Source organism: Corallococcus sp. AB038B, assembly GCF_003668955.1.
GTDB classification, from domain to species: Bacteria; Myxococcota; Myxococcia; order Myxococcales; family Myxococcaceae; genus Corallococcus; species Corallococcus exiguus.
Genome location: NZ_RAWO01000021.1, coordinates 24,656 through 49,050, shown reverse-complemented (window position 1 = coordinate 49,050; position 24,395 = coordinate 24,656). Strand labels below are relative to the sequence as shown.

The window sequence follows — 24,395 nt, the reverse complement described above, 5'->3', positions numbered from 1 at the left end:
CTGGGATATGGACGGGGTGCGTCAAAACGGGAGGACGTACATGAGCCGGGTGCTGGACGAGCTGTTGGGGCTCCTGAAGCTGGAGCCCATCGAGGAGAACCTGTTCCGTGGCGCCAGCCAGGACCTGGGCTTCCGGCAGCTCTTCGGAGGGCAGGTGCTGGGGCAGTCCGTGTCCGCCGCCAGCCAGACGGTGGCGGAGAAGCGCGCGGTGCACTCGCTGCACGGCTACTTCCTGCGCCCCGGCGACGCGAGCCTGCCCGTCGTCTACACCGTGGACCGCGTGCGTGACGGCGGCAGCTTCACCACCCGCCGCGTGGTGGCCATCCAGAAGGGGCAGCCCATCTTCACGCTGATGGCGTCCTTCCAGGGGGAAGAGCCGGGCTTCACGCATCAGGCCACCATGCCGGACGTGCCTCCGCCGGAGTCGCTGCCCACGGACCTGGAGCTCCTGGGGCGCCACGCGGGCCGGATGTCGGAGCGGGCCCGGGAGAAGTTCCTCTCCGCCAAGCCCATTGAGATGCGCCCGGTGACGTACGTGGACCCCTTCGAGCCCACCGCCGAGCCGCCCGTGAAGCACGTCTGGTTCCGCGCCGACGGCGCCATGCCCGACGAGCCCCAGGTGCACCGCTACGTGCTCGCGTACGCCAGCGACTTCAACCTGCTGGGCACCGCGCTCCAGCCGCACGCCCAGACGTTCCTCCAGCCGGGCTTCCAGATGGCCAGCCTGGACCACGCGCTGTGGTTCCACGGCGACCTGAAGGTCAACGACTGGCTGCTCTACACCATGGAAAGCCCCTGGGCCGGCAACGCCCGCGGCCTGGCGCGCGGGCACGTCTTCACCCGCGACGGGCGGCTCGTGGCCTCCGTGGCCCAGGAAGGGCTGCTGCGCCAGCGCACGGACGCGCGCTAGCGGGACGTCAGAACGTCAGCCGGGGCGTCGGGCCCAGGTCGATGACGCCTCCAGGGTGGTCGCCTTCCGAACCGGTGGTGGGCTTGAAGAGCTTGCTCACCATGACCAGCGACCCCATCAACGCAACGCCGATGGTGCCCGTCAGGAGCAGCGTCTTGCCCAGGCTGAACTCGCGCAGCCGGGCGTGGTCCACCTCCGACAGGGAAACGACGACCGGGGGCGCGGCGGCACTGGAGGTGGAGCCCTCCAGGGGCACGCCCCGGAAGTGGTCGCCGTCCACGCCCACCTCGATGAAGCGCTGGAACTCCGTGTCCGCCTGGGCGGAGACCAGCGCCAGCGGCGTGTCGGAGGTGAACTGGTGCGCCTGGCCCTCCACGTCCCGCACCGTGCGCTTGCGGTCCGTGACGCGGTTGAGCATCACGTCACCCAGTTCCCGCATCAGCGCCGCGTTCTCGTCCCGGAAGCCATCCAGCCGCGTGAGCTCCGGCTTGGGAATGGCGTAGGTCGTGGTGCAGGACGCCAGCAGGGACAGGGCGGTCAGCGCGGCGCACAGACGCATGAGACGACTCCTCGGGATGGACTCGTGAAAGCCTATCCCGGAGCGTGCCCCGGCGCCTACCCGGGGCACGCGGCCGGTGTCTCACTTCAACTTGTAGTTGGCATCCAGCACGTCCGCCTGCGTCCGGCCCATCACCCAACCGTCGTGGTAGACGACGCCCACCGGCGCGATGGTGTCGTTCCGGTACAGGCCGATCTTCAGGTAGTTGAGCTGCCCGGAGTACTGCGTCGCGATGTTGCGCTTGGGCAGCACCAGCTGGCCGTCGTAGTACAGCTCCACGAAGCCCACGCTCGCGTTGGGGGACCACTTCACGTGGAAGACGAAGTCGTGCCACGCGTTGCGCACCAGCGGCGTGCGCCAGACGATGGTGCCCGGGGACCCGCCGATGTTCAGCCGCATCTCCTCGCCGTAGACGTAGAACTCCACCGGCGGTGAGCCGCAGCACCCGTCATGGTGCCACTGGGTGAAGAGCTGCCAGGTGTTCACACTGGGGAAGTCCGCCGCGAAGCGCGTGCTCCAGCGGTACCAGTACTCGGAGCCCACCGCCTCCTTCGTCTGCTTGAAGATTTCGTTGCGGTTGCCGCTGGAGTTGATGGGGTCATCGCCCTGCTTCACCGTGGCCTTGAGGGCGTAGCCGCCCTCGCGCACCGGCGACGAGACGACCTGGAGCCGGTCCGCGGACATCATCTGCGTGCCGTCCCACTGGCTGCGGCTGCCGGACTCGAAGTCGCCCCGCCACACGATGCCACCCGGGGTGGCGGGAGGCGGCGTCGTCACGGTGCCGGAGCACGGGCGCGCCTCCGCGATGCTGGCCCAGTCGTTGAGGGAGTTGCCCTGCACCGTGACGCGCACCCGGCGCGCGCTCACCGACGTGAAGGCGTACGTCTCCGCCGCGGTGGTCGTGCCCAGGCTCTTGCCGCTGTACACCTGCGTATAGGTGTAGCCGTCCGGCGACACGGAGACGGTGAACGTGTTCGCGCGCTTGTTGCCCTCGTGCCAGGCCACCGACACCGCGCTCACGGCCTTGGTGGCGCCCAGGTCGAAGTCGAGCCACTGGCCCTTGCCCAGGCTGCTCCAGCGCGTGGTGAGCTGATCATCCATCGCGTTCGCCGCGACGCTGCCGGCGCCGTCGTCGCCGCTGGCCTTCACGCTGGCGGGGGTGAGCTGCGTGCAGCCGGTGGTGGTGAGGTCCTCGGCGGACGTCTCGAGCGCGGGCTGGCGGTCTTCCGCCGGAAGGGAACCATCCGGAGCGCCACAGCCAACGGCGCCCAGGACGAACAACGTTTCAACCAGGAGGAGGGTTTTCTTCAAGGAATGGGCCCAGGGGGAAAGGACAGGCAGTGAAAAGCCATGCTCCAACGACAGGAGACAGGGGCACGGCTGGGGGATGTCTGGCTTTACGGTGGGGCAATCCCCTCTCGTGCTCCCGGACCTGTTCGACAGGGCCGCGGCGACGGGAGGAGAAAGAAAGCGTGATGGGTGTTCGGTGCTCCATCCGGCAGCGGGGGAAAAGCCTGCCGTGTTCCAAGGTGATAAACCGAATACCGAAGTTCTATTTCGAACACAAGCGACACTGAGCCCGCTTGCATGCTGGGCAGGTTCAAACCCGAAAGACAGACATCAATTTCAGACGGCCCGGTTGAAATCCTTCAACACACCGGAAGGAGCGAGACAGCCCGTCGCGTGGGATGCGCACCGCCGGAGCACGGACGTTTCGCGCCGTGGGTTGTGGTGCGGTGTGGGGGGGGTTCGCCGTGTTCCGGGCAGGGCGCTTTGGACCCGTGTCCACTTGCGGCGTGCTGAGAGGACACCCCCTTTGCCGCCGACTTGCGATGCCGGGAGAATCAGGCAGAAACCCCCTCCGCAATGCCCGTATTTTTCCAGCAAGCCCGCCGTGCGGCGGCCATGAGGCCGGTCGAGTGACGCACCCCATGTCGCGCCCCGACTCCGAGCAGGTGCCCCGGAGCGAGCGCAAGCCGCTGTACGTGAAGGTGGTGACCCAGCCGGCGTTGCATGGCTGCTGGTCCGTGAACATCAGCGAGACGGGCATCGGGCTCATCGCCACGCCGCGCAGCCCCTCCGAGGGCCCGCGCGAGAACGAGCCGGTGGAGATGGCCTTCTCGCTGCCGGACACGGGCGCCCACGTGCGGGTGCACGGCACGGTGCGTTGGCGCCACGACACGGCGGGCGGCGGGGGCACCGTCGCGGCGCTGGGCATCAGCTTCGGCGCCTTCGACGCGGCGGACGGCGTGAAGCTGGCGCGCTACCTGGCCACGTCCCACCTGCAGGTGGTGGCGGCCTTCGCCTCGGACGACGAGTCGCGCGCGGTGCGCCAGGCCCTGGACGGCGTGGCCACGCCGCACTTCGCCGCCACCGCGGAGGACGTGCACGCGCTGCTCACGCGCGGGGACATGGCGGTGCTGTTGGTGTGCGGCCAGGACGAGTCGCGGGCGCTCGCGCTGGTGGAGTCCCTGGCGGAGCTGCGCGCGGAGGTGGACCCCACGGGGGCGGGGCCGCCCAGCGACCTGGCCTCGCGCATCGTCTACTGCGCCCCGGCGGCCCCCGAGCGGCTGGTGGCGCTCTTCAACTCCGGCCGCATCTACCGGGCGCCGGGGGCCTGGCCGGACCCGGAAGCCATGCGCGAGGCGGTGCTCCAGGCGGGGCGCGAGCACGGCTTCCGCACGGAGCAGTGGCGCATGGCGCTGGAGCTGGAGCGCAACCTCATGCGCGAGCGCGCGCTGGCCCAGACGCCGGTGGTGGGCGTGGGCCGCCACGGGGAGGACCTGGGCTTTCGCAGCCCGCCCATGCAGCGGGTGATGGAGATGGTGCGCCTGGTGGCCCCCCACCGGGTGGCGGTGCTGCTGCAGGGCGAGACGGGCACCGGCAAGGAGGTGCTGGCGCGCATCCTCCACCGGCTCTCCGGCCGGGGGGACCTGCCGCTCGTCGTCCAGGACTGCGGCGCGCTCACGGAGACGCTGCTGGAGAGCGAGCTGTTCGGCCACGTGAAGGGGGCCTTCACCGGCGCGGTGTCGGACCACCCGGGCCTCTTCGTGCTGGCCAACGGCGGCACCATCTTCCTGGATGAGATTGAGAACACCACGCCCAACCTCCAGGCGAAGCTGTTGCGCGTGCTGGAGACGGGCGACATCCGCCCGGTGGGCGGCACCCAGGTGCGCCACGTGGACGTGCGCGTGGTGGCCGCGAGCAACCGGGACCTGGGCGAGGAGGTGCGCGCCGGCCGCTTCCGCGCGGACCTCTTCTACCGGCTCAACAGCTTCACCATCGACATCCCGCCCCTGCGCGAGCGCCCGGAGGACATCCCGGAGCTGGCCCGCGCCTTCGTGGAGCAGTTCAACCGCACCCTCAAGCGCTCCGCCACGGGCGTGGCCCCGGACGCGGACGAGGTGCTGCACGGCTACGGCTGGCCGGGCAACGTGCGCGAGCTGCGCAACGTGGTGGAGCGAGCGGTGCTCCTGTCCCGGCCCGGGGAGATGCTCACCCGGCGCCTGTTGCCGCCCGCGCTCCTCAACAACACGCTGCCCCGGGCGGACCCCACCGGGGATGGTTCGCTGAGGGCCCGGCTCCAGCAGGTGGAGCGCGACCTCATCCGCGAGGCCCTGGAGCGCCATGGCGGCGTCCTGCGCCGCGCCGCCGTGGCCCTGGGCATGGACCCCGTGACGTTGGGCCGCCGGGCCCGGCGTCACGGGTTGTGGAAGGCGGAGTAGCCCTCCGCGCTCAGTGTGCCTCCATCCACTGGAGCATGGGCTTCCACACGCGCACGCGCGCGTCCCGGGCGAGGAACAGGTCCGCGTGGCCCACGTCCAGCGCGCGCTGCCCCTCCGGCCGGCTGCGCACGATGAGGCGGGTGACGTCCGTGCTGCCCAACAGGCGCGTGGAGTACTCCCCGTAGGTGCCCACGCCACCCGCCGCGCCCACGTACAGCACCGGCACCTTCACGTCCTTCAGGTGGTCGTCGTAGGGCACGTCCAGGCCGCACAGCTGCTTCTCCGTCTCCACCACCTCGTTGAGGCTCTGGTAGGGCGCCGCCTGCTGGAAGTAGTCGAACAGGGTGGGCTCCGGCGTGAAGGCCGTCTTCTCCGGCATGCCCACGGCGTCCGGGATGCTGCCCGCCAGGTGGTAGCCCGGCGTCAACGGCTTGAGCGGCTCCAGGAGGGACGCGGTGTTCCCGGCGGCGATGACGGCGAGCTTCCGGTTGGTGAGCGCCGGCACCAACGAGAGCCCCGGCGGCAGGAGGTAGGGGGAGCCATTGGGGTTCTGGGCGGCCTGCTGGCCCATCAGCCGCACAGGAAGCCCCGCCCCGGGCCCCAGCAGGCCTCCTTCCGTGCGGCCCTCGTCGCGGGCCGTCTGGAGGATCTCGTACCGCTTGCACGCCCACTCGCGCTGCGGGGCCGCGTCCGGCGCGAAGCGCAGCACCATGTCCATGGGCACGAAGCCGTCCACCCGGCGCTGGGCGCGCGGACGCTGCGACTCCCCATTCAGGTACGCGTAGCCGATGGTCGCCCCCCGGCTCCAGCCCAGGAGGAACATCCGGTCGTTGTTGCCGCCGTTGCCGCCCAGCCGCCGCACCACGTCCGCCAGCGCCAGGCCGGTGCCCACGTCCTTCACGTGCGTCCCCAGGGTCCAGTCCGCCATGAACGCGAAGTCCGTCTCCGCCTCCGGCACGCCCACCCAGCGCAGGTCCAGGCCCCAGACGTCCACGTCCTCGCTCGCCAGGAACGACGCCAGCGAGCGGTTCTCCGGCATCGTCTTCACGCAGGTGTTGGTGAGGAACGCGGGCACGAAGCCCCACAAGTCCCCGTGCACCATGAACGCCGCCCGGCGGGTCCGCGCCGGAACCCACGGGTAGGCCTCACGCACCACGCGGTGCACGGTGATGGCGTCGTACTTCCCCGTGCCCACCCGCACCTTCCAGCTGTAGTGCGCCAGGCCACCGCCCACCACCTCTCGCTTCGTGCTGGAGGCCACCAGGCCCGCCGCCACCAGTGGCCGCGTCCACGGATCCGCCTGAAGAGTCACTTCGTGCGCGTCCCCCGGATTCGCGCGCAGCGCCACGAACAACACCAGCATCGCCCACAGGCTCAACGTCCCACGCATACCGACCTCGGATCGCATTGAGGGTCCCCCACGCAGACAAGCGCCAGGCTCTGACACCCGGTGCCTCCCGATGCAGGCCTTCCCAGAGCACCTTCCGCGCCAGGGCCCAAGTAGTTGATTTCATTGATGCTGCCCCGCAGGGCAAGCTTCACCGGTGAAGGCCGCTGGACGCCGCTGCCAGCACCCTCCGAGTGAATAAACGCAAGACTCCGCGTACTTCAATGCTGAGACATGCGGACCACGAATGGAGCGGGCTCCCTGGGATTGAACGGACACCCCCTCCGGCCCCCCAGGGTGTGTTTGTTCATTCAATCCAACACATACATCTGAAACAGGCAAGTCCTGGATGTTAGGGGACGACGCCGGGGCAATCGCTTGGGGGCGGTGGGACGGGAGACAACAGCGGGTCTCACCCTGACTCCCCTCGGAGGGGGAGGACCCATGCCCGAGACCGTCTTCGTCGACAACATCTGGAACGACTTCGCGCACAGCTACGATCAGATGATCCCCGAGCTGCCGTGCTACCAGCGGCAGCGGGAGAAGATCCTCCGCGACACCCGGGAGCGCTCCTACGTCATCGACGCGGGGTGTGGCACGGGGCTCGTGAGCGAGCCCCTGGTCAGGCGCGGGCAGCGCGTCGTCGGCTTCGACAACAACCAGGCCATGCTGGCCCTGGCGGTGCGCCGCCGCGCGAAGGAGCCGGAGGCGGTGCGCGCCCGCTGGACGCTGTTGCCCGGGGACGTGACGACCTTTCCCCTGGAGGTGGAGGGGGCCGCGGACGCGGTGGTGATGAACAACGTCCTCTTCTACGTGAAGGACCCGGAGTCCGTGCTGCGCGAGGCCTGGACGCACCTGAAGCCCGGCGGCGTCCTGTGCATGACGAGCAACAAGCGGCCCCGGCCCGACCTGGAGCTGGTGCTGAAGAACTCCATCCGGGAATGGGAGTCCCAGGGACGCTGGACGGAGAGCCTCCAGCGCGCGGTGAACCACCACCGCACCTGCGCCCAGCGGCTCACCACGGACCCCAACGAGATGGTCACCTTCCTGGACACGGACCAGGCGGTGAAGCTGCTGGAGAAGGTGGGCTTCAGCGAGGCGCTGGTGGCCGACGGCGACGACTACTACGGCGAGAACTTCTACGTCTGCATGCGCAAGTAGGGAGCCCCTCCATGAGCAACGTGAACCCCCGTTTCCAGCGCAACCTGGGCGTCCTCCACCCGCAGACCATGGAAAAGCTCGCCAGCACCCACGTGCTCGTCGCCGGCGTGGGCGGCGCCGGAGGCCAGTGCGCGGTGGACCTGACGCGCCTGGGCTTCGGCTGCCTGACGCTCGCGGACTTCGACGTCTACGAGCGCCACAACATCAACCGGCAGATTGGCTGCTTTGAAAGCACCCTGGGCCAGCACAAGGTGGACGTGGTGGAGCGCATGTGCCGGGACATCCACCCGGACCTGCGCGTGCACAAGGCGAAGGAGGGCATCACCGACGCCAACGTGGCGCACGTGCTCCAGGGCCTGGGTGGCCTGCCGCCGGTGGACTACGTGGTGGAGGTCATCGACATCGCGGGGGCCCGCGCCAAGGAGTCGCTCCACCAGACGTGCAGGGAGATGGGCATCCCCATCATGACCGGGCTGATGCTGGGCTTTGGCGCCGCGCTCCACGTCTTCCAGCCGGACGCGCCGCTCTACGAGGAGCTCTTCATCCTCCCGGACGGCCGCATCGACCTGCCGAAAATCATCCCGCACCTGGGCAGCTACATGCTCCAGGAGTACATGGATGCCTGCTACCAGGGAAAGGGCCACGCGCCCACGTGCGTGATTGGCGCCACCACCGCCGCGGGGCTGATGGTGAGTGAAATCATGCGAGGCGTGATGCTGGGGGCTCGCGCGATGGTGTCCTGGCCCGAGTACCTCTACGTGGACCTCTTCGACCACCGCTACGTGCGCGGCACCGTCAGCGCCACCCGTCCGGCCCGCCCGGTGGGGCAGGGCGCGAGGGGCTGAAAAGGTCGCCCGCGCGAAGCTTCTCTCTCCGGGGCCGGGGGCCCTTCTGAAGGGCCCCCGAATCCCCCCGGGGACTACATCACCACGCCGCGCGACCGCGCTTCGTTCACCAGCTGCGTTCCATCCACGCCCAGCCGCCGGGCGATGAAGCCCGCCGCCCCGTCCGCGTTCTTGTGCACGCGGATGAACTGGTCGTCATACGTGCGCGTGACGATGAGCATCCCCGACACGATGACGCGCTGGAGGTTGTGCTGCAGCTCGTTGCCTTCGATGATGACGTGGATTTCAGAGAACAGCGCCCGCGCGTCCGACAGCATGTTGGACAGGTGCCGCCGCTGTTCGCTGTTGGGGACCGCGGACTTCGCTCCCGCGATTGTCACCAGCACCAGCGGCTGCTGCTGATGATGTTGGTAGGCGGCCTGCATCTTCTGGAACACCGCCTGAATCTCTTCCGGCGTCGGTGGAGCGTCCCAGCGCAGGAAGAACACCTTATCGATGACGTCTGTCTTGTAGACCGGAAGTGCCATGGCGTTCGCGACTCCTTCGTGTCGGACCCAGCGGCCGTCCCGGTCGGTACGCGTCCGGGCTTTCTCCCTGGGCCTGAGGGACATCCTGCTCTTCAGCCGCGGTCAAGAAACTAGCCCTGGAGGCTGACATTGTTGAGACGACACATCGGCTCAGCCCTGACGACGTCACGGACTGTGTGTTCGCCTCGAAGGCCCCCTTGGATGTCAGCTGTTGAATGTTGAACCCAGACGCCGGGGCCGCCCGCCCTGTCTGCCTATTCCGTTCCATGTAACAAGTTTCAACGGCGATTCCCCATGAAAACAAGAAGGCCCTGGGAGCGCGGTGGCTCCCAGGGCCTTCAAGAGACTTCAGGTCTTCAAGCGGAAGCGGTTACCCGCCGGAGACGGTGGTCTCCACCAGGTTCGCGTCGCCGTTGATCTGCGCGTCCGTGAAGAGGATGGGGCGCCACTGCTTCTGGGAGTACAGCTGGGTCTGGTCCGCGTGGTGCGGGGACTTGGGGTCGCCGGACTGGCTGTAGGTCAGCACGGCGTTGGCGCTGGGGCCCGCGTCGGTGAACTGGAGCGCCATGATGAAGGAGCTGCCGTTGTTGATGGGGTAGCCCTCCTTCGCCAGCAGGGTGTTGGCGTTGAACGTGGCCGTGTGGGGCTGGGCGAAGTCGAACACCGTGGTGCGGGCGGCGCCGTAGGACATCACGTTGGTGATGCCCTCGCGGTGCATGCCGCCGTGCAGGGGGATGGGGGTGCCCGAGCGGGTGGTGAACTGCACCTGGCCCAGCGTCTTGTCCAGCGCGTTGCCGGAGCGGGCGATGGTGGCGACGGCCTGCGCCAGCTTCACCAGCACCGGGTCGTCACCCGTGGCCGGGGCGGCCGTCAGGGTGTTGGGCGTGGCGATGGGGTCGGCCGGGTTGAAGCCGACGGAGAACAGCGGGCCCGCGTTCTGGAGGTTGCCGGAGGTGTACGCGCCCAGGAACTCGCGGAAGATGAACGCGCCCTTCTGGTCCACGTCGTAGCGGCCGTTCCAGGCGGTGAGCAGCGCGCAGGCCTGGCTGATGTCCACGGCGGTGCCGTTGTAGGGCACCGTCGTCTTGCCCGCGCAACGCTCCACGACGGACGCGCGGACCAGCTCCTCGATGCTGCTGCGGTTGCTGAACACGGCCGTCTTCAGCTCCTCGTGGCTGAACTTGCCGTCCGCGCCGGAGGCGCCGGTGGCGCTGACCTCCGTGAGGACCTTGGCGTTCATGCGCGTGCGAGGCGACTGGGGGAAGTTCTCCAGGCCGTGCAGCGGGGAGAAGCCGGTGAGCGGCGCGGCGGGGTTGGCCAGCCAGTAGCTGTCGTTCGCGTTGAAGACGAAGTCCTTGCGGTCCAGCTGCGGCACCTTGGCGAAGGGCACGAGGCCGGGGCTGCGCGAGCCCGGCTCCACCTGCCACTCATTGGCCGGGTCGCTGCCGTTGAGCAGCACGAAGCCCAGGCCCTGGAAGATGCCGGCGGTGATGGGGTTGGAGCCCGTGGTCGCCTCGGTGAGCCACTTGGTGTACGCGTCCTTGGACAGGTTGGGCGTGGGCGTGGCGTCCGTGTACCAGGCGTTGCCGTCCTTGTCGGCGAACATGGTGTTCACCCAGGGCAGGCCCTGCTGGGTGGAGTAGACGTCCTTGAACTCGGCCAGGGACTTCGCCTTGTTCATGCCGTGGAACTGGTCCAGGAACTTGGTGTTTTCGATGTTGGCGTCACGCAGCGTGAGCGCCGTCTTGGTGTTCCAGCCCAGCGTGCCGGCGGGGAAGCCCGGCGCGGCCGAGTCCGGGAAGGCGATGATCGGGCCGTAGTGGCTGAACCAGACGGTCTGCGAGTAGTTCGTCAGAGAGCCTTCCGACAGCTTCACCAGGATGGTGAACGTCTTGGAGGTCATCTGGCGCTCTTCGTTGCCGTACTTGTAGACGGTCGGCTTCCCGTCCACGAGCTGCAGCTGGTACATCGTCGCGCGCTGGCCGGAGGAGAACGTGTGCGTCCAGCCCACGTTCTCGTTGAAGCCGATGAGCACCGCCGGCACGCCCATGAGGCCCACGCCGTAGACGTTCATCTGGCCCGGCACGGTCAGCTGGCTCTCCCAGAGGCGCAGCTCGCCTTCCCAGGGGAAGTGCGGGTTGGCCATCACCATGCCCTTGCCGTTGTCGGTGCGATCACCGCCAATGGCCCAGCCGTTGCTGCCGAAGTCCGCCAGCTTCAGCCGCTGGAGCTCCTCCAGCGACGGCATCTGCGGGCGCAGCGCGGCCTGCTTCGGGTCCACGGACTGCGCGCCCACGGTGGGGGGCGTGGCGTTCGGGATGGTGAGCGCCAGCGCGTTGATGCCGGCCAGCAGCGTCAGGTCCGTGTTGTACGCCAGCAGGTCCACGGTGCTGATGGGCTTGACCCAGGCCGCGTTGGCGCACTCGGTGGGACGGGCCTCCGGGGGCGTGTCCTGCAGGTACTTGTTGTAGCCGGCCACGTAGCCGGTGACCATGTCCTGCACTTCCTGCGACAGGGTGGGGAAGGCCGCTTCCGCGCGCCCCATCAGGTCCATGGCCAGGTACGCCAGGTCGCTGGCCACGTGCTTGTTGCCCGCGCCCTGACCCAGGTAGCGCGCGCGCTCGCCGCGCACCTTGAGGATCTGATCCGCGAGGGTACAGACATGGTCCTGCGCGAAGGCATAGCCCTGGCCGAAGCCCAGGTTGGCGTAGGAGTCCGCGGTGATGTGCGGAATGCCGTACGACGTGCGCTTGATCTTCGCCGTGTACTTCGGAGTGGTCGGCGTCGGATTCGGGTCGACCGGATCCTTGTCGTCGTCACATCCGCTGCTGAACGCGGCGAGCGCCAGGGACGCGATGAGGGAGAAAGAAAGACGGCGGGTCCGGACAGAACGGAACCCACCGCGAGGAGGAAGATTATCGGGGATGTGCTCGGGCATGGCGGCCCGGAGACTAGGAAGGTGGCGATTCGCCGGTCAATGTTTCTGGGATTTGACTTTTCCACGGAGATGAAACGGACGGATGCGTTGCGTCGTGGGTTTGGGAAAGCCGGAAAGACGGTGTGTGTTACATGTGAGCCATGACGTCCGAGCCCTCGTCGCCGCCCGCAGCCCGCCGCCAGCGCCGCCACTTCTCCATGATTCGCACCTTCGTGCTGGCGGACTTCGTCACGCTCGGCAACGGCTTCGCAGGCGCGGGGGCCATCCTGGCGGCCATGCAGTCGCTGGCCACCAACAACCCACGCTGGTTGTGGGTGGCGTTCTGCCTGATGCCGGTGGCGCTGGCGATGGACGTGGCGGACGGCCGCATCGCGCGGTGGCGCTTCCGCAAGTCGCCGCTGGGCGCGGACCTGGACTCGCTGGCGGACGTCATCTCCTTTGGCATGGCGCCCGCGGCGCTGGCGTTCGCGGTGGGCCTGCGCGGCAACCTGGACGTGGCGGCGCTGCTCTACTTCGTCGCGTGTGGCATCAGCCGCCTGGCGCGCTTCAATGTCACGTCCGCGGAGCTGTCCGACGGAACCGGCAAGGTGAAGTACTTCGAGGGCACCCCCATCCCTACCAGCCTGGTCCTGGTGATGGTGCTGGCGGTGGCGACCTGGCAGGGCCGCATTGGAGACGCGTTGTGGGGCGGGGTGTGGAACCTGGGCCCGCTCCAGCTGCACCCGCTGGCGCTGCTCTACGTGGTCAGCGGCAGCGCGATGATCAGCAAGACGTTGCGGATTCCGAAATTCTGAAGTCTTCCGCCGGGGTGGGCGGGGGTGGTGCCATCCAGTGGACGTTCTGGAGGGCAGTTCCCCTGTTTTTCCCACGGTGAGGCGGTTGGCAGTCCCGGGGTGGGTGCCTAGCTTCGCCACCTGATCCGCGAGGGCCACACCCGGAAGGTGTGGCCGCGTTCGCGGCTTCAAGGCTTTTGGGCGAGGCGGGGAGGGAAGGGTGGGTGCCATGACGGGGCGCTGGGGCCTGCTGGGTTTGGTGATGGTGGGACTGCTGTCGGGCTGCGCGGACCGGGAGCGCTCGTCGCTCGCGGATGGCCGGCTGACGGCGACGCCAGGTGGCGTCGATTTCGCGCGGGTGGCTGTCTTCGACGCTCGCGAATCCACGGTGACGCTGCGCAACGTAGGCCGCGCGCGCATCACGGTGGACGAGGCCTGGGTGGAGGGGCCGGAAGGCGCCTACAAAGCGGAGTTCACCCACGAAGGCCCGCACAGCCTGGTGCCGGGCAGCGAGTGCACGCTGAAGGTGCGCTTCGCGCCGCTGGCGCAGGGCGGTCTGCCCGCGGTGCTGGTGATCCGCTCGGACACGCGCATCGAGCCGCTGATGCGGATTCCCCTCAACGGCGCGGGCGTGGACGCGTGGGCGCGGGTGACGCCGCGCGCGCTGGACTTCGGCCGCATCGAGGCGGACTCCACCAAGACGCTGGGCGTGACGCTGGACAACCCCACGGAACTGCCGGTGATGGTGACGCCCAAGCTGGTGGGCGCGGACAAGGATGAATTCATCGCGGCGCCGGTGACGGTGAACCCGGGCGAGCGCGTGGAGTTGCCCCTCACCTTCAACCCGGTGAAGGTCGGCAAGAAGCAGGTTGCGCTGGCCATTTCGCCCTGCCACGGGTGCGCGGATGTGCCGGTGCAGGTGACGGCGGAGTCGCTGGAGCGCGCGGTGGTGGCGGAGCCGGAGGTGGTGGACTTTGGCGCGGTGCCGGTGGACCGCGACGCCATCAAGGCCTCCAGCCTGCGCAACATCAGCACGGAGCCGGTGACGGTGACGTCGCTCATGCTGGATGGCACGGACGCGTCCTTCAGCCAGAACAACACGGGCCTGCCGCTGGTGCTCCAGCCGGGAGAGGTGCGCGCCTTTGAAATCCGCTACAGCCCCGGCCACATGGGCGCCGCCACGGACCGCGCCGTCTACACCGTGGTGAGCAAGCGCCACCCCACGCTGCCCGTGCCGCTGCGCGGCTTTGGCGGCGCGTCCGAGTTGTGCGTGTCGCCGATGATGTACGACTTCGGCGAGCAGCCGCTGGGCTCCAAGGTGCGCGTGGTGGTGAACGTGAAGAACTGCGGCACGGACAACGCGGGGCCGCTCACCATCAACACGCTGGATTGGACGCCGGACGCGACGGGCGCCCAGCTCCAGTTCAACAACAAGCCGGTGACGCTGCCGTTCACCCTGCCGGCCAACGGCGAGCTGAACCTGGAGGTCTTCTACGAGCCCATGCGCGAGGGCAGCGCGTCCGGCGCGCTGGTGATGACCACGAGCGCGTTCTCCGCGGCCACCGTGCAGCTGGACTTCTTCGGCAGCGCGAAGGCGCACGCGCCCTGTGAGTTGACCGTCACGCCGGAGCTGGTGGACTTCGGCACCATCCCGCCGGGCCGCGGCGCGGTGCTGGGCGTGAAGCTGGAGAACAAGGGCGCGGACCTGTGCCCCGTGAAGAACATCCGCGTCGCCAACGACGGCGGTGGCGTGTTCAAGATGCCCGGCGGCGAGCTCTTCGGCGGCATCATCTACCCGGGGGATTGGTTCAGCTTCCAGGTGGCGTTCCAGGCGCCCTTCACCGGCGGCAACTTCATCGGTGAGTTGCAGGTGGAGCAGTACAACCCGGTGACGCCGGTGCGGCAGGTGCCGCTGATGGCGAACTCGCAGGAGACGTGCCTGGTGGCGTCGCCCTGGTACCTGGACTTCGGCCTGGGCCGCAAGGACTGCCGCCCGGCGCCGCGCGAGGTGAACTACCTCAACGCGTGCACCACGCCCATCACGGTGTCCAACGTCTTCATCGGGCCGGGCACGACGGACACGGAGTTCGAACTGTTGGACCACCCGGCGCCGCCCGCGTTCCAGCTGCAGCCGGGCGAGTCCTTCACGGTGGGCGTGGACTACCTGGCGCAGGTGACGGGCATGAACCTGTCGCCGCTATTCGTGGACTCCAGCGACCTGCCCATCCCGCTGATGGTGCCGCTCATCGGTGAGTCGTCGAAGAAGACGGACAAGACGGACACCTTCGTGCAGCAGGACGTGAGCAAGGTGGACGTGCTGTTCGTCGTGGACAACACGGCGTCCATGGTGGAGGAGCACCCGAAGCTCGTGTCCGCCATCCCCGCGTTCGTGGACGCCGCGCGCAACAAGGCGGTGGACGTGAACATGGCCGTGACGACGACGGGCATCTCCGCGGTGTCCGGCGCGTGCCCGGGCGGCGCGCTGGGTGGCGAGGCCGGCCGCTTCTTCCCGGCGGACAACAGCCGCCAGCGCATCCTCACCCTGGGCACGGCCAACGTGACGCAGGTGCTCCAGCAGAACGTGCAGGTGGGCCAGTGCGCCCAGGTGGAGCAGGGCTTTGAAGCGATGCGCCGCGCGCTCACGTCTCCGCTGGTGAACAACGTGGATGATCCGCGCACGCCGCTGGCCAACGACGGCAACGCGGGCTTCCTGCGCGACTCCGCGGCGCTGGTGGTGGTGTTCGTGGGCGACGAGGACGACCACTCGCCGGACGCGGTCTCCACGTACGTGCAGTGGGCGCAGCAGCGCAAGGGTGAGAACCAGCCGCAGCGGGCCACGTTCTTCGCCATCGCGCCCACCAAGACGTCCTGCGCCACGGCGGGCGGTACCGGCACCCGGTACGCGGACGCGGCGGCGCAGACGGGCGGCGAGGTGCTCAACGTCTGCGCGGCGGACTACGCGCCGCTGCTCCGCCAGGTGGCCAGCAAGGCGTTCAGCGCGCAGGACCGCTTCCCGCTGAGCGAGGAGCCCGACGCGGGCACGGTGGTGGTGACTGTCAACGGCGCCGCCACCACCAGCGGGTGGACCTATGACGCCGCGTCCAACAGCGTGGTGTTCAGCGTGGTGCCGCCGCCGGGCTCCAAGGTGGCCATCACCTACCGCCGCGCCTGCGCCAACGACTGAACGGTGAAGAAGCTGTGGGTGTGGACCCCGTGACGGGCCGGCCATCCGGCCCCGAACGGGGTTGTCAGACCCCGGTGCTACAGCACTGCATCTGCCTGTGCGGATGACCAGAAAATTGGAGGCGCTCCCTCGGTGTGTACCCTGCGGAGCGTCTGCACGCTGTTGCCCTGGAGGCGCTGTGAGCACCTGGATGCCCGATGAGCCCCTGAAGTCCTCTCCGCGCGCCGGTGCGCCGGGACTGCGGGTCATCCGTGGAGAGGGGCAGCGCAAGCAGGAGCCGCTGGCGGACCGGAACGCGGTGGCCCGGGTGCTGATGGAGGCCGGCGCGGACATGCTCCTGCGGCGCATCAGCCCCGTGAGGGCGCAGGAGATCGAGCGCAAGGTGGACCGGGTGCTGGACCTGTTCGACCGGGTAGATGCGGCCCCAGTGCTGATGCCGGTGCTCAAGCGGCACCTGGACGAACTGGAAGCCCTGATGCGGGAGACCCGCGAGGTCCGGGCCGCCCGGCGCTAGGCGCACGGCGGGTGGAACCGGGAAAAGCCCAGGGGGATTCGATGTTTGATTCCCCTGGCCCGGCCGCTTACGCTTGGGGTTCGCCACCTCGCGTCCGGCCGTGTCCATCGAAACCTACGGCAGCTACCAGCTCCTGAAGCGCCTCGCCACGGGCGGCATGGCGCAGATCTACCTCGCACGCCGGCCAGGTTCGGATGCTCCGGACAAGCTGCTGGTGTTGAAGCGGATCCTCCCGCACCTGTCGGAGAACGACGAGTTCGTCCGGATGTTCCTGGACGAGGCGCGGATCGCGGCCCGGCTCGCTCACCCCAACGTCGTGCAGATCTACGACCTGGGCGCGGAGGCGGACACCTTCTTCATCGCCATGGAGTACATCCATGGCGTGGACGCGCGCCGGCTCTGGAAGCGCTCGGAGACGGCGGGGCGTCCGCTGCCGGTGCCCCTGGTGTGCCGCATCCTGCTGGAGGCGTGCGCCGGCCTGGACTACGCGCACAAGAAGACGGACGCGGCGGGGCGCCCGCTGGGCATCGTCCACCGGGACGTGTCACCGCAGAACATCCTGGTGACGTTCGACGGTGGCGTGAAGGTGGTGGACTTCGGCATCGCGAAGGCGGCGGATCAGGCCACCGTCACGCGCTCCGGGGTGCTCAAGGGCAAGTATTCGTACATGTCGCCGGAGCAGGCCGCCGGGCAGCGCGTGGACCGCCGCTCGGACGTGTTCGCGCTGGGCGTGGTGCTGCATGAGCTGCTGACCGGGGGGCGCCTCTTCAAGCGCCACAGCGACATGCTGACCCTGTCGGCGGTGGCGGAGTGCAACGTCCCGGCGCCTTCGCAGGTGGCGCCCCGGGTGCCGGCGGAGCTGGACGTCATCGTGCTCAAGGCGCTCGCGAAGGAGCCGGACGCGCGCTTCCAGCACGCGCAGGAGCTGCAGCGGGCGCTGGAGGGGTGGCTCGCGTCGCAGCCGCAGCCGTGTGGCACGACGGCGGACCTGGCCGGGTACATGGGGGAGTTGTACTCGGACCGCCTGACGGAGGAGGCGCGCTCCGGCGAGGTGCAGGTGACGGACGAGGAGGCGGGAGTGGCTCCGGCGCCCGCGCCGCGCCGGTCGGTGATGCGGCCCGCGACGGCGCCGGGGCGCACGGAGAACGAGCCCACCACCACGCTGCGTCCGAACCGGCCGAGCCGTCCCAGTGGGAAGGTGGAGGCGCGCCGCGAGGACGCGGAGGCGGGTGGGGTTCGCTCGGAGGTCCGGGGCCCGGAGACCCGTCCGGAAGGCCGCAACGCGGAGGCGCGGGCGGAAGCACGCAACGCAGAGGCCCGCTCCGTCGACGCTCGCCCGGAGCCCCGCTCCGAGGTTCGCAACGCGGACCCGCGAGTGGATTCCCGTGCGGTCGATGCCCGGCCGGAGCCTCGCTCGGAAGTCCGTAACGCGGACCCGCGAGTGGATGCCCGGTCCGTCGATGCCCGGCCGGAGCCCCGCTCCGAGGTCCGCAACGCCGAGGCCCCTCGGGGCATGACGGGCTCGCGGCGGGCGCTGGAGTCACCGCCCTCGCGAAGCACCCGGCCGGTGCGCCTGGAGGAGCCGTCCCTCCCGACGGTGACGCAGGACGAGGACGGTCCCACGCTCGCGATGGTGGACACGCAGAGGAAGCTCTCCGGCGGGTTCCAAATCGAGGAGGACGGTCCCACGCTCGCGATGGTGGACACGCAGGGGAAGATCTCCGGCGCGTTCCAGATTGAAGAGGACGGTCCCACGCTCGCGATGGTGGACACGCAGGGGAAGATCTCCGGCGCGTTCCAGATCGAGGAGGACGGTCCCACGCTGGATCATCGCTCCCTGACGGCGACGCTGACCCGGGATGACGAGGACGACTCGACCCAGGACATGCGCTCTATCTCCCGCGCGGACGTGGACGAGGGCCCCACGCAGGACCTGCGCGCCGTGCCGCGCTCCGAGATTCCAGCCCCCCGTCCGGGCGGGCCCACGCCGTCCGGTGAACACCGCGGCCACCGGCTCCCGGTGCCCGCGCCCCACGCGACCATCGAGGAGATGACCGCGTCCACCGCGCCGCGCTCCGCGTCGCGTGCGCCCATGCCTGGCGCGTGGGTGCCGCCGGCCCGCACCGGCACGCTCACCGAGCAGTCCGCCGTGGAGCCGCCCAAGCGCCGGGGGCTCCTGTACGCCGCCATCGTGCTCGTCGCGATCCTGGTGGGCGTCGCCCTCGTGTGGAGCCTGGGCCCTGGCGCCAGCGGTGTGCACGTGGAGTCCGAGCCCGCGGGCGCGCGCGTCGTCTTCGAGGACCGGGTGCTCCCGGAGCGCACGCCGCTGACGCTGCCGACGGTGAAGCCCGGCCGCTACTGGGTCGTGCTGATCAAGGAAGGCTACCGCGAGCTGCGTACGCAGGTCGTCATCCCGCCGTCCGGCCGGCTCGACGTGGGGCCGCTGAAGCTCGTGCCGATGCCGTCGTCCGGAAAGCCCGGCGCGGAGCCGCCCGCGTCGGCGCCGCCAGCTCCGACGACACCGGAGCCCGGCGTAGGACCTTCCGGCGCGGCCGCTCCCCGTGAGCCGGACGCCGCGGCCCCCGAGGTGAAGCAGGCCCAGGAGTCCCCTGGCGCGCAGGCTCCTTCTCCGGTGGTGAAGACGCCCGTCGCCACGGCGGCGCCCGCGGCGGAGGTGCGTGAAGCCGCGCGCGCCGCGGAGCGGGCCGCGTCGGTGAGCTTCGTGGTGACGCCCTGGGCGGAGGTGTCATGCAACGGCCGCAAGCTGGGGGAGACGCCGTTCCAGCCGGTGAAGCTGGGCGTGGGTTCGTATGACTGCAAGTTCACCAACCCCGAACTGAAGCGCACTGTCAGCCGCCGCATCGAGGTGCGTCCCATCGACCTCAACGTGGTGACGGTCAAGTTCGAGTAGGCGTGGCCTTGGACCCTTCCGTGACGCTCGAGGCAGGCACCCACGTCGGCAAGTACGTCGTGCGCCGCAAGCTCGCCGAAGGAGGCATGGCGGAGATCTTCCTGTGCACCGCGCGCGGGCCGGAGGGCTTCGAGAAAGAGGTCGTCATCAAGCGCGTGCGGGCGTTCCTCGCGAGCGACCCGGACTTCGTGCAGATGTTCATCGCGGAGGCGCGGCTGGCCTCGCGGCTCAACCACGCCAACGTGGTGCAGATCTTCGACTTCGACAAGCACGAGGACACCTACTACCTGGCGATGGAGTACGTGCGCGGCTGCTCGCTGTGGGAGCTGCGCAAGCGGAGCAAGGAGGCGATGACGCCGATGCCGCCCGTGCTGGTGGCGCACATCGGCGCGGAAGTCGCGCGCGGCCTGCACTACGCCCACCGCCTGCGGGTGAACGGCGAGCTGTTGAACCTGGTGCACCGGGACGTCACGCCGCACAACGTGCTCGTGTCCTACGACGGCGCGGTGAAGCTCACCGACTTCGGCATCGCGAAGGCGGGCAACAAGCTGACGAACCCCGGCGTGCTCAAGGGCAAGTTCGCGTACATGTCCCCCGAGCAGGCCCGGGGCGAGAGCGTGGACGTGCGCACCGACGTCTTCGCGCTGGGCGTGGTGTTGTGGGAGTTGCTCACCGGCGGGCGCCTGTTCCAGGGGGACTCGGAGATCGCCGTCCTGCGCGCGGTGCAGGAGAGCACCATCGTGCCGCCCGCGCGCCTCAATCCGGACGTGCCGCCGGACCTGGACGCCGTCATCTGCCGCGCGCTGGAGCGAGACCTGTCCAAGCGCTTCCAGACGGCGGGCGAATTGGAGCGCGCGCTGGCGCAGTGCGTGTTGAACCACGCCCGCTCCGTGGACGACACCGACGTAGGCGCGTTCGTCCGGCCGCTGTTCCCCATCGCGGCGAGCAACCAGGCGTTGCCCGCGCTCCCGGAGCGAACCGCGCTGGAGGATGGCGCACTGCCCGCCGCCGGAGCGCCGCCCCGCGAACCCACGGCGGTGATGCCGTCGCGCGAGCACGCCTCGGGAGCGAAGCGGGGCGCTTCGCCGGACGAGGACCGCCATGGGACGACGCTGGTGTTGTCGCGAGACGACCAGGCTCCGAACGGCCGGCCTCCGCAGCCCACGCCGCAGATGCCGTTGCAGTCCATGGGAAGGGAAGCGCCGCTCGCCCGGCGCAGTGAATCCCGCGAGGTCCCCGTCGCCAGGGATGCGTCCACGAGCGACGAGAACTCCATGGCCTGGGCGGGCTCCGCTGATGACGACGCCGGTGCGTCCGCGAGCCGTTCCGTGGACGGAGGCTCGCGGTCATCCGCCTCCGCGCGCCGGGTGGAGTCCTCGAGCCGCAAGCCCGACACCGCCTCCGCGCGCCGGGTCGCGCTCGCCGCGGACGAACGCTCTGGCGCTGACGACCGTGAGCTCGACACGGTCTCCGCCACCGAGCCGGGGCCTCCCGTCGCGCCGAGCCGCAAGCGCGCCCTGTGGGCTGGCGCCGCCGCGCTGGGGCTCGCGGGCCTGGTGGGCGTCCTCGCCGTGGCCCGCTCGAACACCGGTGCCCGGGACGCGGGGCAGGGGAGTCCGCCCGCGCAGGCCACGACCCCCATGGCCAATCCGCCTCCGGCCACCGCCACGGTGCCCCCGGCCGAACCCCCCCGCGCGCCGGCCACCGAGGCCATCGACTCGGAGCTGGAAGGGCAGCGGCGCGAAGCCACCCTGACGCCGCCTCCGTCCACGGAACCGGCCGCCCCCGCCGCGACGCCCACGGCGGACCCCGCCACGGCGCCTGCCGCCGCGGACACGGCGAAGGCCATGGGCACGCTCCAGGTGCGGGCCAACCCCTACGCCACCGTCTTCCTGGGCGCGAAGCGGCTCGGGGACGTGCAAGGCCGTGCGAGCTACAAGGTGCCGGCCGGCACCTACAGCCTGACCTTCGCGCACCCGACCAGCACGAAGACGTTCACCGTCATCGTCCCCGCCAACGGCTCCGTGATTCAGGAGTTCCGCGCGTCTCGCGGACGCTGAGCCGAGCCGAACTGGGCTGAGCTGAAGCCCGCCTCCCGTCCCTCCATCCCCTGAAGCCCCTGGTAGCCGGCGCGCAGCGTCGGCCGGACGACGTCCGCCCGCACGCCTGCTCGTCCTTCTTGACGAATGACGAGCGAATCTGGCACCTATGGCGTCCATTCAGTAGCCTCTATTCAATGGAATCGATGGACCTGCTCGCGCCCGATGAACTCGAGCGCATCGAGCGCGAAAACGCGGGAGGCTTGCCCGCGAACGCGATCCTGGAAATCTTCCGGCCCCGGGGCGTGAGGCTCTCGGAGGCGACGTTCCGGAAGTACGTCCAGGCCGGTCTGCTCCCCCGCAGCCGCCGTGTGGGCCGCAAGGGGAAGCACCAGGGAAGCCTGGGCCTCTACCCGGTGGAAGCGGTGCGGCGCATCAACGTCATCAAGAAGATGATGGCCGAAGGACACACCCTGGAGGACATCCGTCGCTCCTTCGTGTTCCACCGAAACCACATCGACCAGCTCCAGCGGGACTTGTCGGAAGTGCTGGACGGGTTCCAGGAGGAGCTGGGAGGACGGCCTCTGGGAGGAGAACGCAGGAGGTCACTCGAAGCCCAGTTGGCAACGCTCAGGCAACGGGCGCAGGATCTGGTCCGGGATGTCGCCCGGTTGGGCAGCGCCGTCACGGCGCGCGAAGACGAAACGCTCCGGCCGCAATAGGATGCCCCCCCGGGTCCTGTTGAACCGGATAGACTCCACACATCTGGAGGACGAAACATGTCGGAAGTGAAGCAGCTGCAGGAGGGCGAGGGGGGGAATGAGGAGGAGCAGCCCGCGGAACGCCGGCGCTCCAAGACGATGTCGCGCAAGGAGATGGCGCGCGACCTGCGCCGGCGCAGGCTCGCCGGTCAGCTGGACCCGGAAGAGGCGGAGACCCTCAAGCTCGTGGACGAGCAGCGGCCGCGCACCCGTGCGGACTGCATCAACGGCCCGCGCCCGTGCCTCTTCGTGTCCTGCAAGCACAACCTCTACCTGGACGTGAACCCGGAGACGGGCTCCATCAAGCTCAACTTCCCGGACAAGGAAATCACGGAGTTGGAGCACACCTGCGCCCTGGACGTGGCGGAGAAGGGCGGCATCACGCTGGAGGAGGTGGGGGAAATCATGAACCTCACCCGCGAGCGCATCCGTCAGGTGGAGACGCGCGGCCTGATGAAGCTGCGTGAGGCCACGGAGGCCGAGCCTCCCGTGTCCGCTCGCAAGCCTTGAGGGCAGGGCACTGTTTCGCTTAGGGCCTGGGGTGACGTGTTGCGTTGACACCCCAGGGGGTGGTTGCTAGGACCCGCGCCACCCCCACCCATTGCGAGGCGCACGCGTGCTGGCTCTCCTGAGCGTTTCCGACAAGCGCGGTCTGGTCCCCTTTGCCCAGGGCCTGGTGCGGCTGGGTTACCGGCTGCTCTCCACGGGCGGCACCCTGGAGGCCCTGAAGGCCGCCAGCATCCCCGCCACCCAGGTGTCCGAGCACACGAAGAGCCCCGAAATCCTCGGCGGCCGCGTGAAGACGCTCCACCCCCGCATCCACGGCGGCATCCTCGGCCGGCCCGACCTGGACAGCGACAAGGCGGAGATGGCGGCGAACAACATCGAGCCCATCTCGCTGGTGGTGGTGAACCTCTACCCGTTCCGCCAGACGGTGGCGTCCGGCGCGGGTGAGGACGACGTCATCGAGAACATCGACATTGGCGGGCCGGCGATGGTCCGCGCGTCCGCGAAGAACTTCCAGCACGTGGCCATCGTGGTGGACCCGGACGACTACGCGCCGGTGCTCGCGGAGATTGAAGGCCAGAAGTCCGTGGGCCTGGAGACGCGGCGCCGGCTGATGCGCAAGGCGTTCGCGCACACGGCGGCCTACGACGCGTCCATCGCCGGGTGGCTGTCCGGCGAGGCCCAGGAGCCCTTCCCTGAAGAGCTGTCGCTCGCGTTCCGCAAGGTGCAGGGCCTGCGCTACGGGGAGAACCCGCACCAGCGCGGCGCCTTCTACAAGGAATACGCCGCGCCGAAGGAGCCGTCCGTCGCCTTCGCGAAGGTGCTCCAGGGCAAGGAACTCTCGTACAACAACATCCTGGACCTGGACGCGGCCCTGGGGCTCGTCCTGGAGTTCCCGGAGAAGCCCTGCGCGGTGGTCATCAAGCACAACACCCCGTGCGGCGTGGCGGTGGACGACGCGCTGGAGAAGGCCTACCGCACCGCCCGCGCGGTGGACGAGGTGAGCGCCTTCGGCGGCATCGTCGCCTTCAACCGGGAGGTGGACGAGGCCACGGCGAAGGCCATGGCGGAGACGTTCCTGGAGGCGGTCATCGCGCCGTCGTACTCGGCGGTGGCGCTCCAGGTGCTGGCGGGGAAGAAGAACCTGCGCCTCCTGGAGGCGGGCCCCGCGCTGGCGTCCGTCACGGCGGCGCCCCGGCCCCAGGTGGACGCGCGCAGCGTGTCCGGGGGAATGCTGTTGATGGACCGGGACGCGGTGGAGCCCCCCCTGGAGTGGAAGGTGGTGTCCAAGCGCGCCCCCACGCCGGAGGAGGAGCGGGCCCTTCGCTTCGCCTGGAAGGTGTGCAAGCACGTGAAGAGCAACGCCATCGTCTTCGCGGCGCCGGCGCAGCTCCTGGCCCAGGGTGGCGGGCAGACGAACCGGGTGGACTCCGTGCGTATCGCCATGACGCGGGGTGGCGAGGCCCTCAAGGGCAGCGCCGTGGCCTCGGATGCCTTCTTCCCCTTCCGGGACGGGCTGGACGAGGCGGCCCGGGCGGGGGCGACGGCGGTCATCCAACCGGGCGGGTCTGTCCGGGACGCGGAGGTGATTGCCGCCGCGGACGAACATGGGATGGCCATGGTGGTGACGGGAGTGCGACACTTCCGCCACTAA

17 protein-coding genes are annotated in these 24,395 nt (G+C 69.6%); 12 read left to right on the top strand and 5 right to left on the bottom strand.

What is annotated here, in order from left to right:
- Positions 1–40 precede the first annotated feature (40 nt).
- A complete protein-coding gene (gene tesB / locus D7Y04_RS41485; RefSeq protein ID WP_120595488.1) occupies positions 41–910 on the top strand; it encodes an acyl-CoA thioesterase II in 870 nt (289 codons plus the stop codon).
- A 7-nt stretch (positions 911–917) separates the two neighbouring features.
- On the opposite strand, the gene D7Y04_RS41480 is transcribed toward tesB, so the two are convergent.
- Complete coding sequence (locus tag D7Y04_RS41480) at positions 918–1,469, bottom strand: hypothetical protein (protein ID WP_121762930.1); 552 nt, start codon at positions 1,467–1,469, stop codon at positions 918–920.
- An 81-nt stretch (positions 1,470–1,550) separates the two neighbouring features.
- Complete coding sequence (locus tag D7Y04_RS41475) at positions 1,551–2,780, bottom strand: heparin lyase I family protein (protein ID WP_121762929.1); 1,230 nt, start codon at positions 2,778–2,780, stop codon at positions 1,551–1,553.
- Between the two features lie 620 nt (positions 2,781–3,400).
- Here D7Y04_RS41475 and D7Y04_RS41470 point away from each other — a divergent pair.
- Entirely contained in the window at positions 3,401–5,194 is a 1,794-nt protein-coding gene (locus D7Y04_RS41470; RefSeq protein WP_120577978.1) for a sigma 54-interacting transcriptional regulator, read from the top strand.
- A 10-nt stretch (positions 5,195–5,204) separates the two neighbouring features.
- On the opposite strand, the gene D7Y04_RS41465 is transcribed toward D7Y04_RS41470, so the two are convergent.
- Positions 5,205–6,584: a hypothetical protein gene (locus D7Y04_RS41465; protein ID WP_121762928.1), complete on the bottom strand. Its 1,380-nt coding sequence runs from the start codon at positions 6,582–6,584 to the stop codon at positions 5,205–5,207.
- 441 nt (positions 6,585–7,025) lie between these two features.
- On the opposite strand from D7Y04_RS41465, the gene D7Y04_RS41460 reads away from it, so the two are divergent.
- Positions 7,026–7,742, top strand: a complete 717-nt coding sequence (locus D7Y04_RS41460) for a class I SAM-dependent methyltransferase (RefSeq protein WP_120595484.1) — start codon at positions 7,026–7,028, stop codon at positions 7,740–7,742.
- A gap of 11 nt (positions 7,743–7,753) precedes the next feature.
- Positions 7,754–8,587, top strand: a complete 834-nt coding sequence (locus tag D7Y04_RS41455; RefSeq protein WP_121762927.1) for a ThiF family adenylyltransferase — start codon at positions 7,754–7,756, stop codon at positions 8,585–8,587.
- A 74-nt stretch (positions 8,588–8,661) separates the two neighbouring features.
- Here D7Y04_RS41455 and D7Y04_RS41450 read toward each other — a convergent pair whose 3' ends face one another.
- Positions 8,662–9,114, bottom strand: coding sequence for a DofA protein (locus tag D7Y04_RS41450; protein ID WP_120595482.1), 453 nt, complete (start codon positions 9,112–9,114; stop codon positions 8,662–8,664).
- A 370-nt stretch (positions 9,115–9,484) separates the two neighbouring features.
- Positions 9,485–12,052, bottom strand: coding sequence for an acylase (locus tag D7Y04_RS41445; RefSeq protein ID WP_121762926.1), 2,568 nt, complete (start codon positions 12,050–12,052; stop codon positions 9,485–9,487).
- A gap of 140 nt (positions 12,053–12,192) precedes the next feature.
- On the opposite strand from D7Y04_RS41445, the gene D7Y04_RS41440 reads away from it, so the two are divergent.
- From D7Y04_RS41440 to purH, 8 genes are all read left to right on the top strand, one after another.
- Positions 12,193–12,846, top strand: coding sequence for a phosphatidylcholine/phosphatidylserine synthase (locus tag D7Y04_RS41440; RefSeq protein WP_120595480.1), 654 nt, complete (start codon positions 12,193–12,195; stop codon positions 12,844–12,846).
- 208 nt (positions 12,847–13,054) lie between these two features.
- On the top strand, positions 13,055–16,009 hold the full coding sequence (locus D7Y04_RS41435) for a choice-of-anchor D domain-containing protein (protein ID WP_121762925.1): 2,955 nt from the start codon (positions 13,055–13,057) through the stop codon (positions 16,007–16,009).
- Positions 16,010–16,199: 190 nt separating this feature from the next.
- Positions 16,200–16,523: a hypothetical protein gene (locus D7Y04_RS41430; protein WP_120578020.1), complete on the top strand. Its 324-nt coding sequence runs from the start codon at positions 16,200–16,202 to the stop codon at positions 16,521–16,523.
- Positions 16,524–16,623: 100 nt separating this feature from the next.
- Positions 16,624–19,434, top strand: a complete 2,811-nt coding sequence (locus D7Y04_RS41425) for a serine/threonine-protein kinase (protein ID WP_147477311.1) — start codon at positions 16,624–16,626, stop codon at positions 19,432–19,434.
- A 20-nt stretch (positions 19,435–19,454) separates the two neighbouring features.
- Positions 19,455–21,494, top strand: a complete 2,040-nt coding sequence (locus D7Y04_RS41420; RefSeq protein ID WP_121762949.1) for a serine/threonine-protein kinase — start codon at positions 19,455–19,457, stop codon at positions 21,492–21,494.
- Positions 21,495–21,670: 176 nt separating this feature from the next.
- The gene (locus D7Y04_RS41415; RefSeq protein WP_120525521.1) at positions 21,671–22,195 is read left to right on the top strand and encodes a MerR family transcriptional regulator; all 525 of its coding nucleotides are present in this window, start codon (positions 21,671–21,673) and stop codon (positions 22,193–22,195) included.
- A gap of 57 nt (positions 22,196–22,252) precedes the next feature.
- Positions 22,253–22,744, top strand: a complete 492-nt coding sequence (locus D7Y04_RS41410; RefSeq protein WP_014397952.1) for a sigma factor-like helix-turn-helix DNA-binding protein — start codon at positions 22,253–22,255, stop codon at positions 22,742–22,744.
- Positions 22,745–22,850: 106 nt separating this feature from the next.
- The gene (gene purH, locus D7Y04_RS41405; protein ID WP_120598053.1) at positions 22,851–24,395 is read left to right on the top strand and encodes a bifunctional phosphoribosylaminoimidazolecarboxamide formyltransferase/IMP cyclohydrolase; all 1,545 of its coding nucleotides are present in this window, start codon (positions 22,851–22,853) and stop codon (positions 24,393–24,395) included.

What these genes read in the sequence shown, in the direction of transcription:
- D7Y04_RS41410 (WP_014397952.1), top strand. Translation starts at nt 22,253, where the DNA reads ATGTCGGAAGTGAAGCAGCTGCAGGAGGGCGAGGGGGGGAATGAGGAG.
- D7Y04_RS41480 (WP_121762930.1), bottom strand. Translation starts at nt 1,469, where the DNA reads ATGCGTCTGTGCGCCGCGCTGACCGCCCTGTCCCTGCTGGCGTCCTGC.
- D7Y04_RS41455 (WP_121762927.1), top strand. Translation starts at nt 7,754, where the DNA reads ATGAGCAACGTGAACCCCCGTTTCCAGCGCAACCTGGGCGTCCTCCAC.
- D7Y04_RS41440 (WP_120595480.1), top strand. Translation starts at nt 12,193, where the DNA reads ATGACGTCCGAGCCCTCGTCGCCGCCCGCAGCCCGCCGCCAGCGCCGC.
- D7Y04_RS41460 (WP_120595484.1), top strand. Translation starts at nt 7,026, where the DNA reads ATGCCCGAGACCGTCTTCGTCGACAACATCTGGAACGACTTCGCGCAC.
- D7Y04_RS41465 (WP_121762928.1), bottom strand. Translation starts at nt 6,584, where the DNA reads ATGCGTGGGACGTTGAGCCTGTGGGCGATGCTGGTGTTGTTCGTGGCG.
- D7Y04_RS41470 (WP_120577978.1), top strand. Translation starts at nt 3,401, where the DNA reads ATGTCGCGCCCCGACTCCGAGCAGGTGCCCCGGAGCGAGCGCAAGCCG.
- tesB (WP_120595488.1), top strand. Translation starts at nt 41, where the DNA reads ATGAGCCGGGTGCTGGACGAGCTGTTGGGGCTCCTGAAGCTGGAGCCC.
- D7Y04_RS41445 (WP_121762926.1), bottom strand. Translation starts at nt 12,052, where the DNA reads ATGCCCGAGCACATCCCCGATAATCTTCCTCCTCGCGGTGGGTTCCGT.
- D7Y04_RS41435 (WP_121762925.1), top strand. Translation starts at nt 13,055, where the DNA reads ATGACGGGGCGCTGGGGCCTGCTGGGTTTGGTGATGGTGGGACTGCTG.
- D7Y04_RS41450 (WP_120595482.1), bottom strand. Translation starts at nt 9,114, where the DNA reads ATGGCACTTCCGGTCTACAAGACAGACGTCATCGATAAGGTGTTCTTC.
- D7Y04_RS41415 (WP_120525521.1), top strand. Translation starts at nt 21,671, where the DNA reads ATGGAATCGATGGACCTGCTCGCGCCCGATGAACTCGAGCGCATCGAG.
- D7Y04_RS41430 (WP_120578020.1), top strand. Translation starts at nt 16,200, where the DNA reads ATGCCCGATGAGCCCCTGAAGTCCTCTCCGCGCGCCGGTGCGCCGGGA.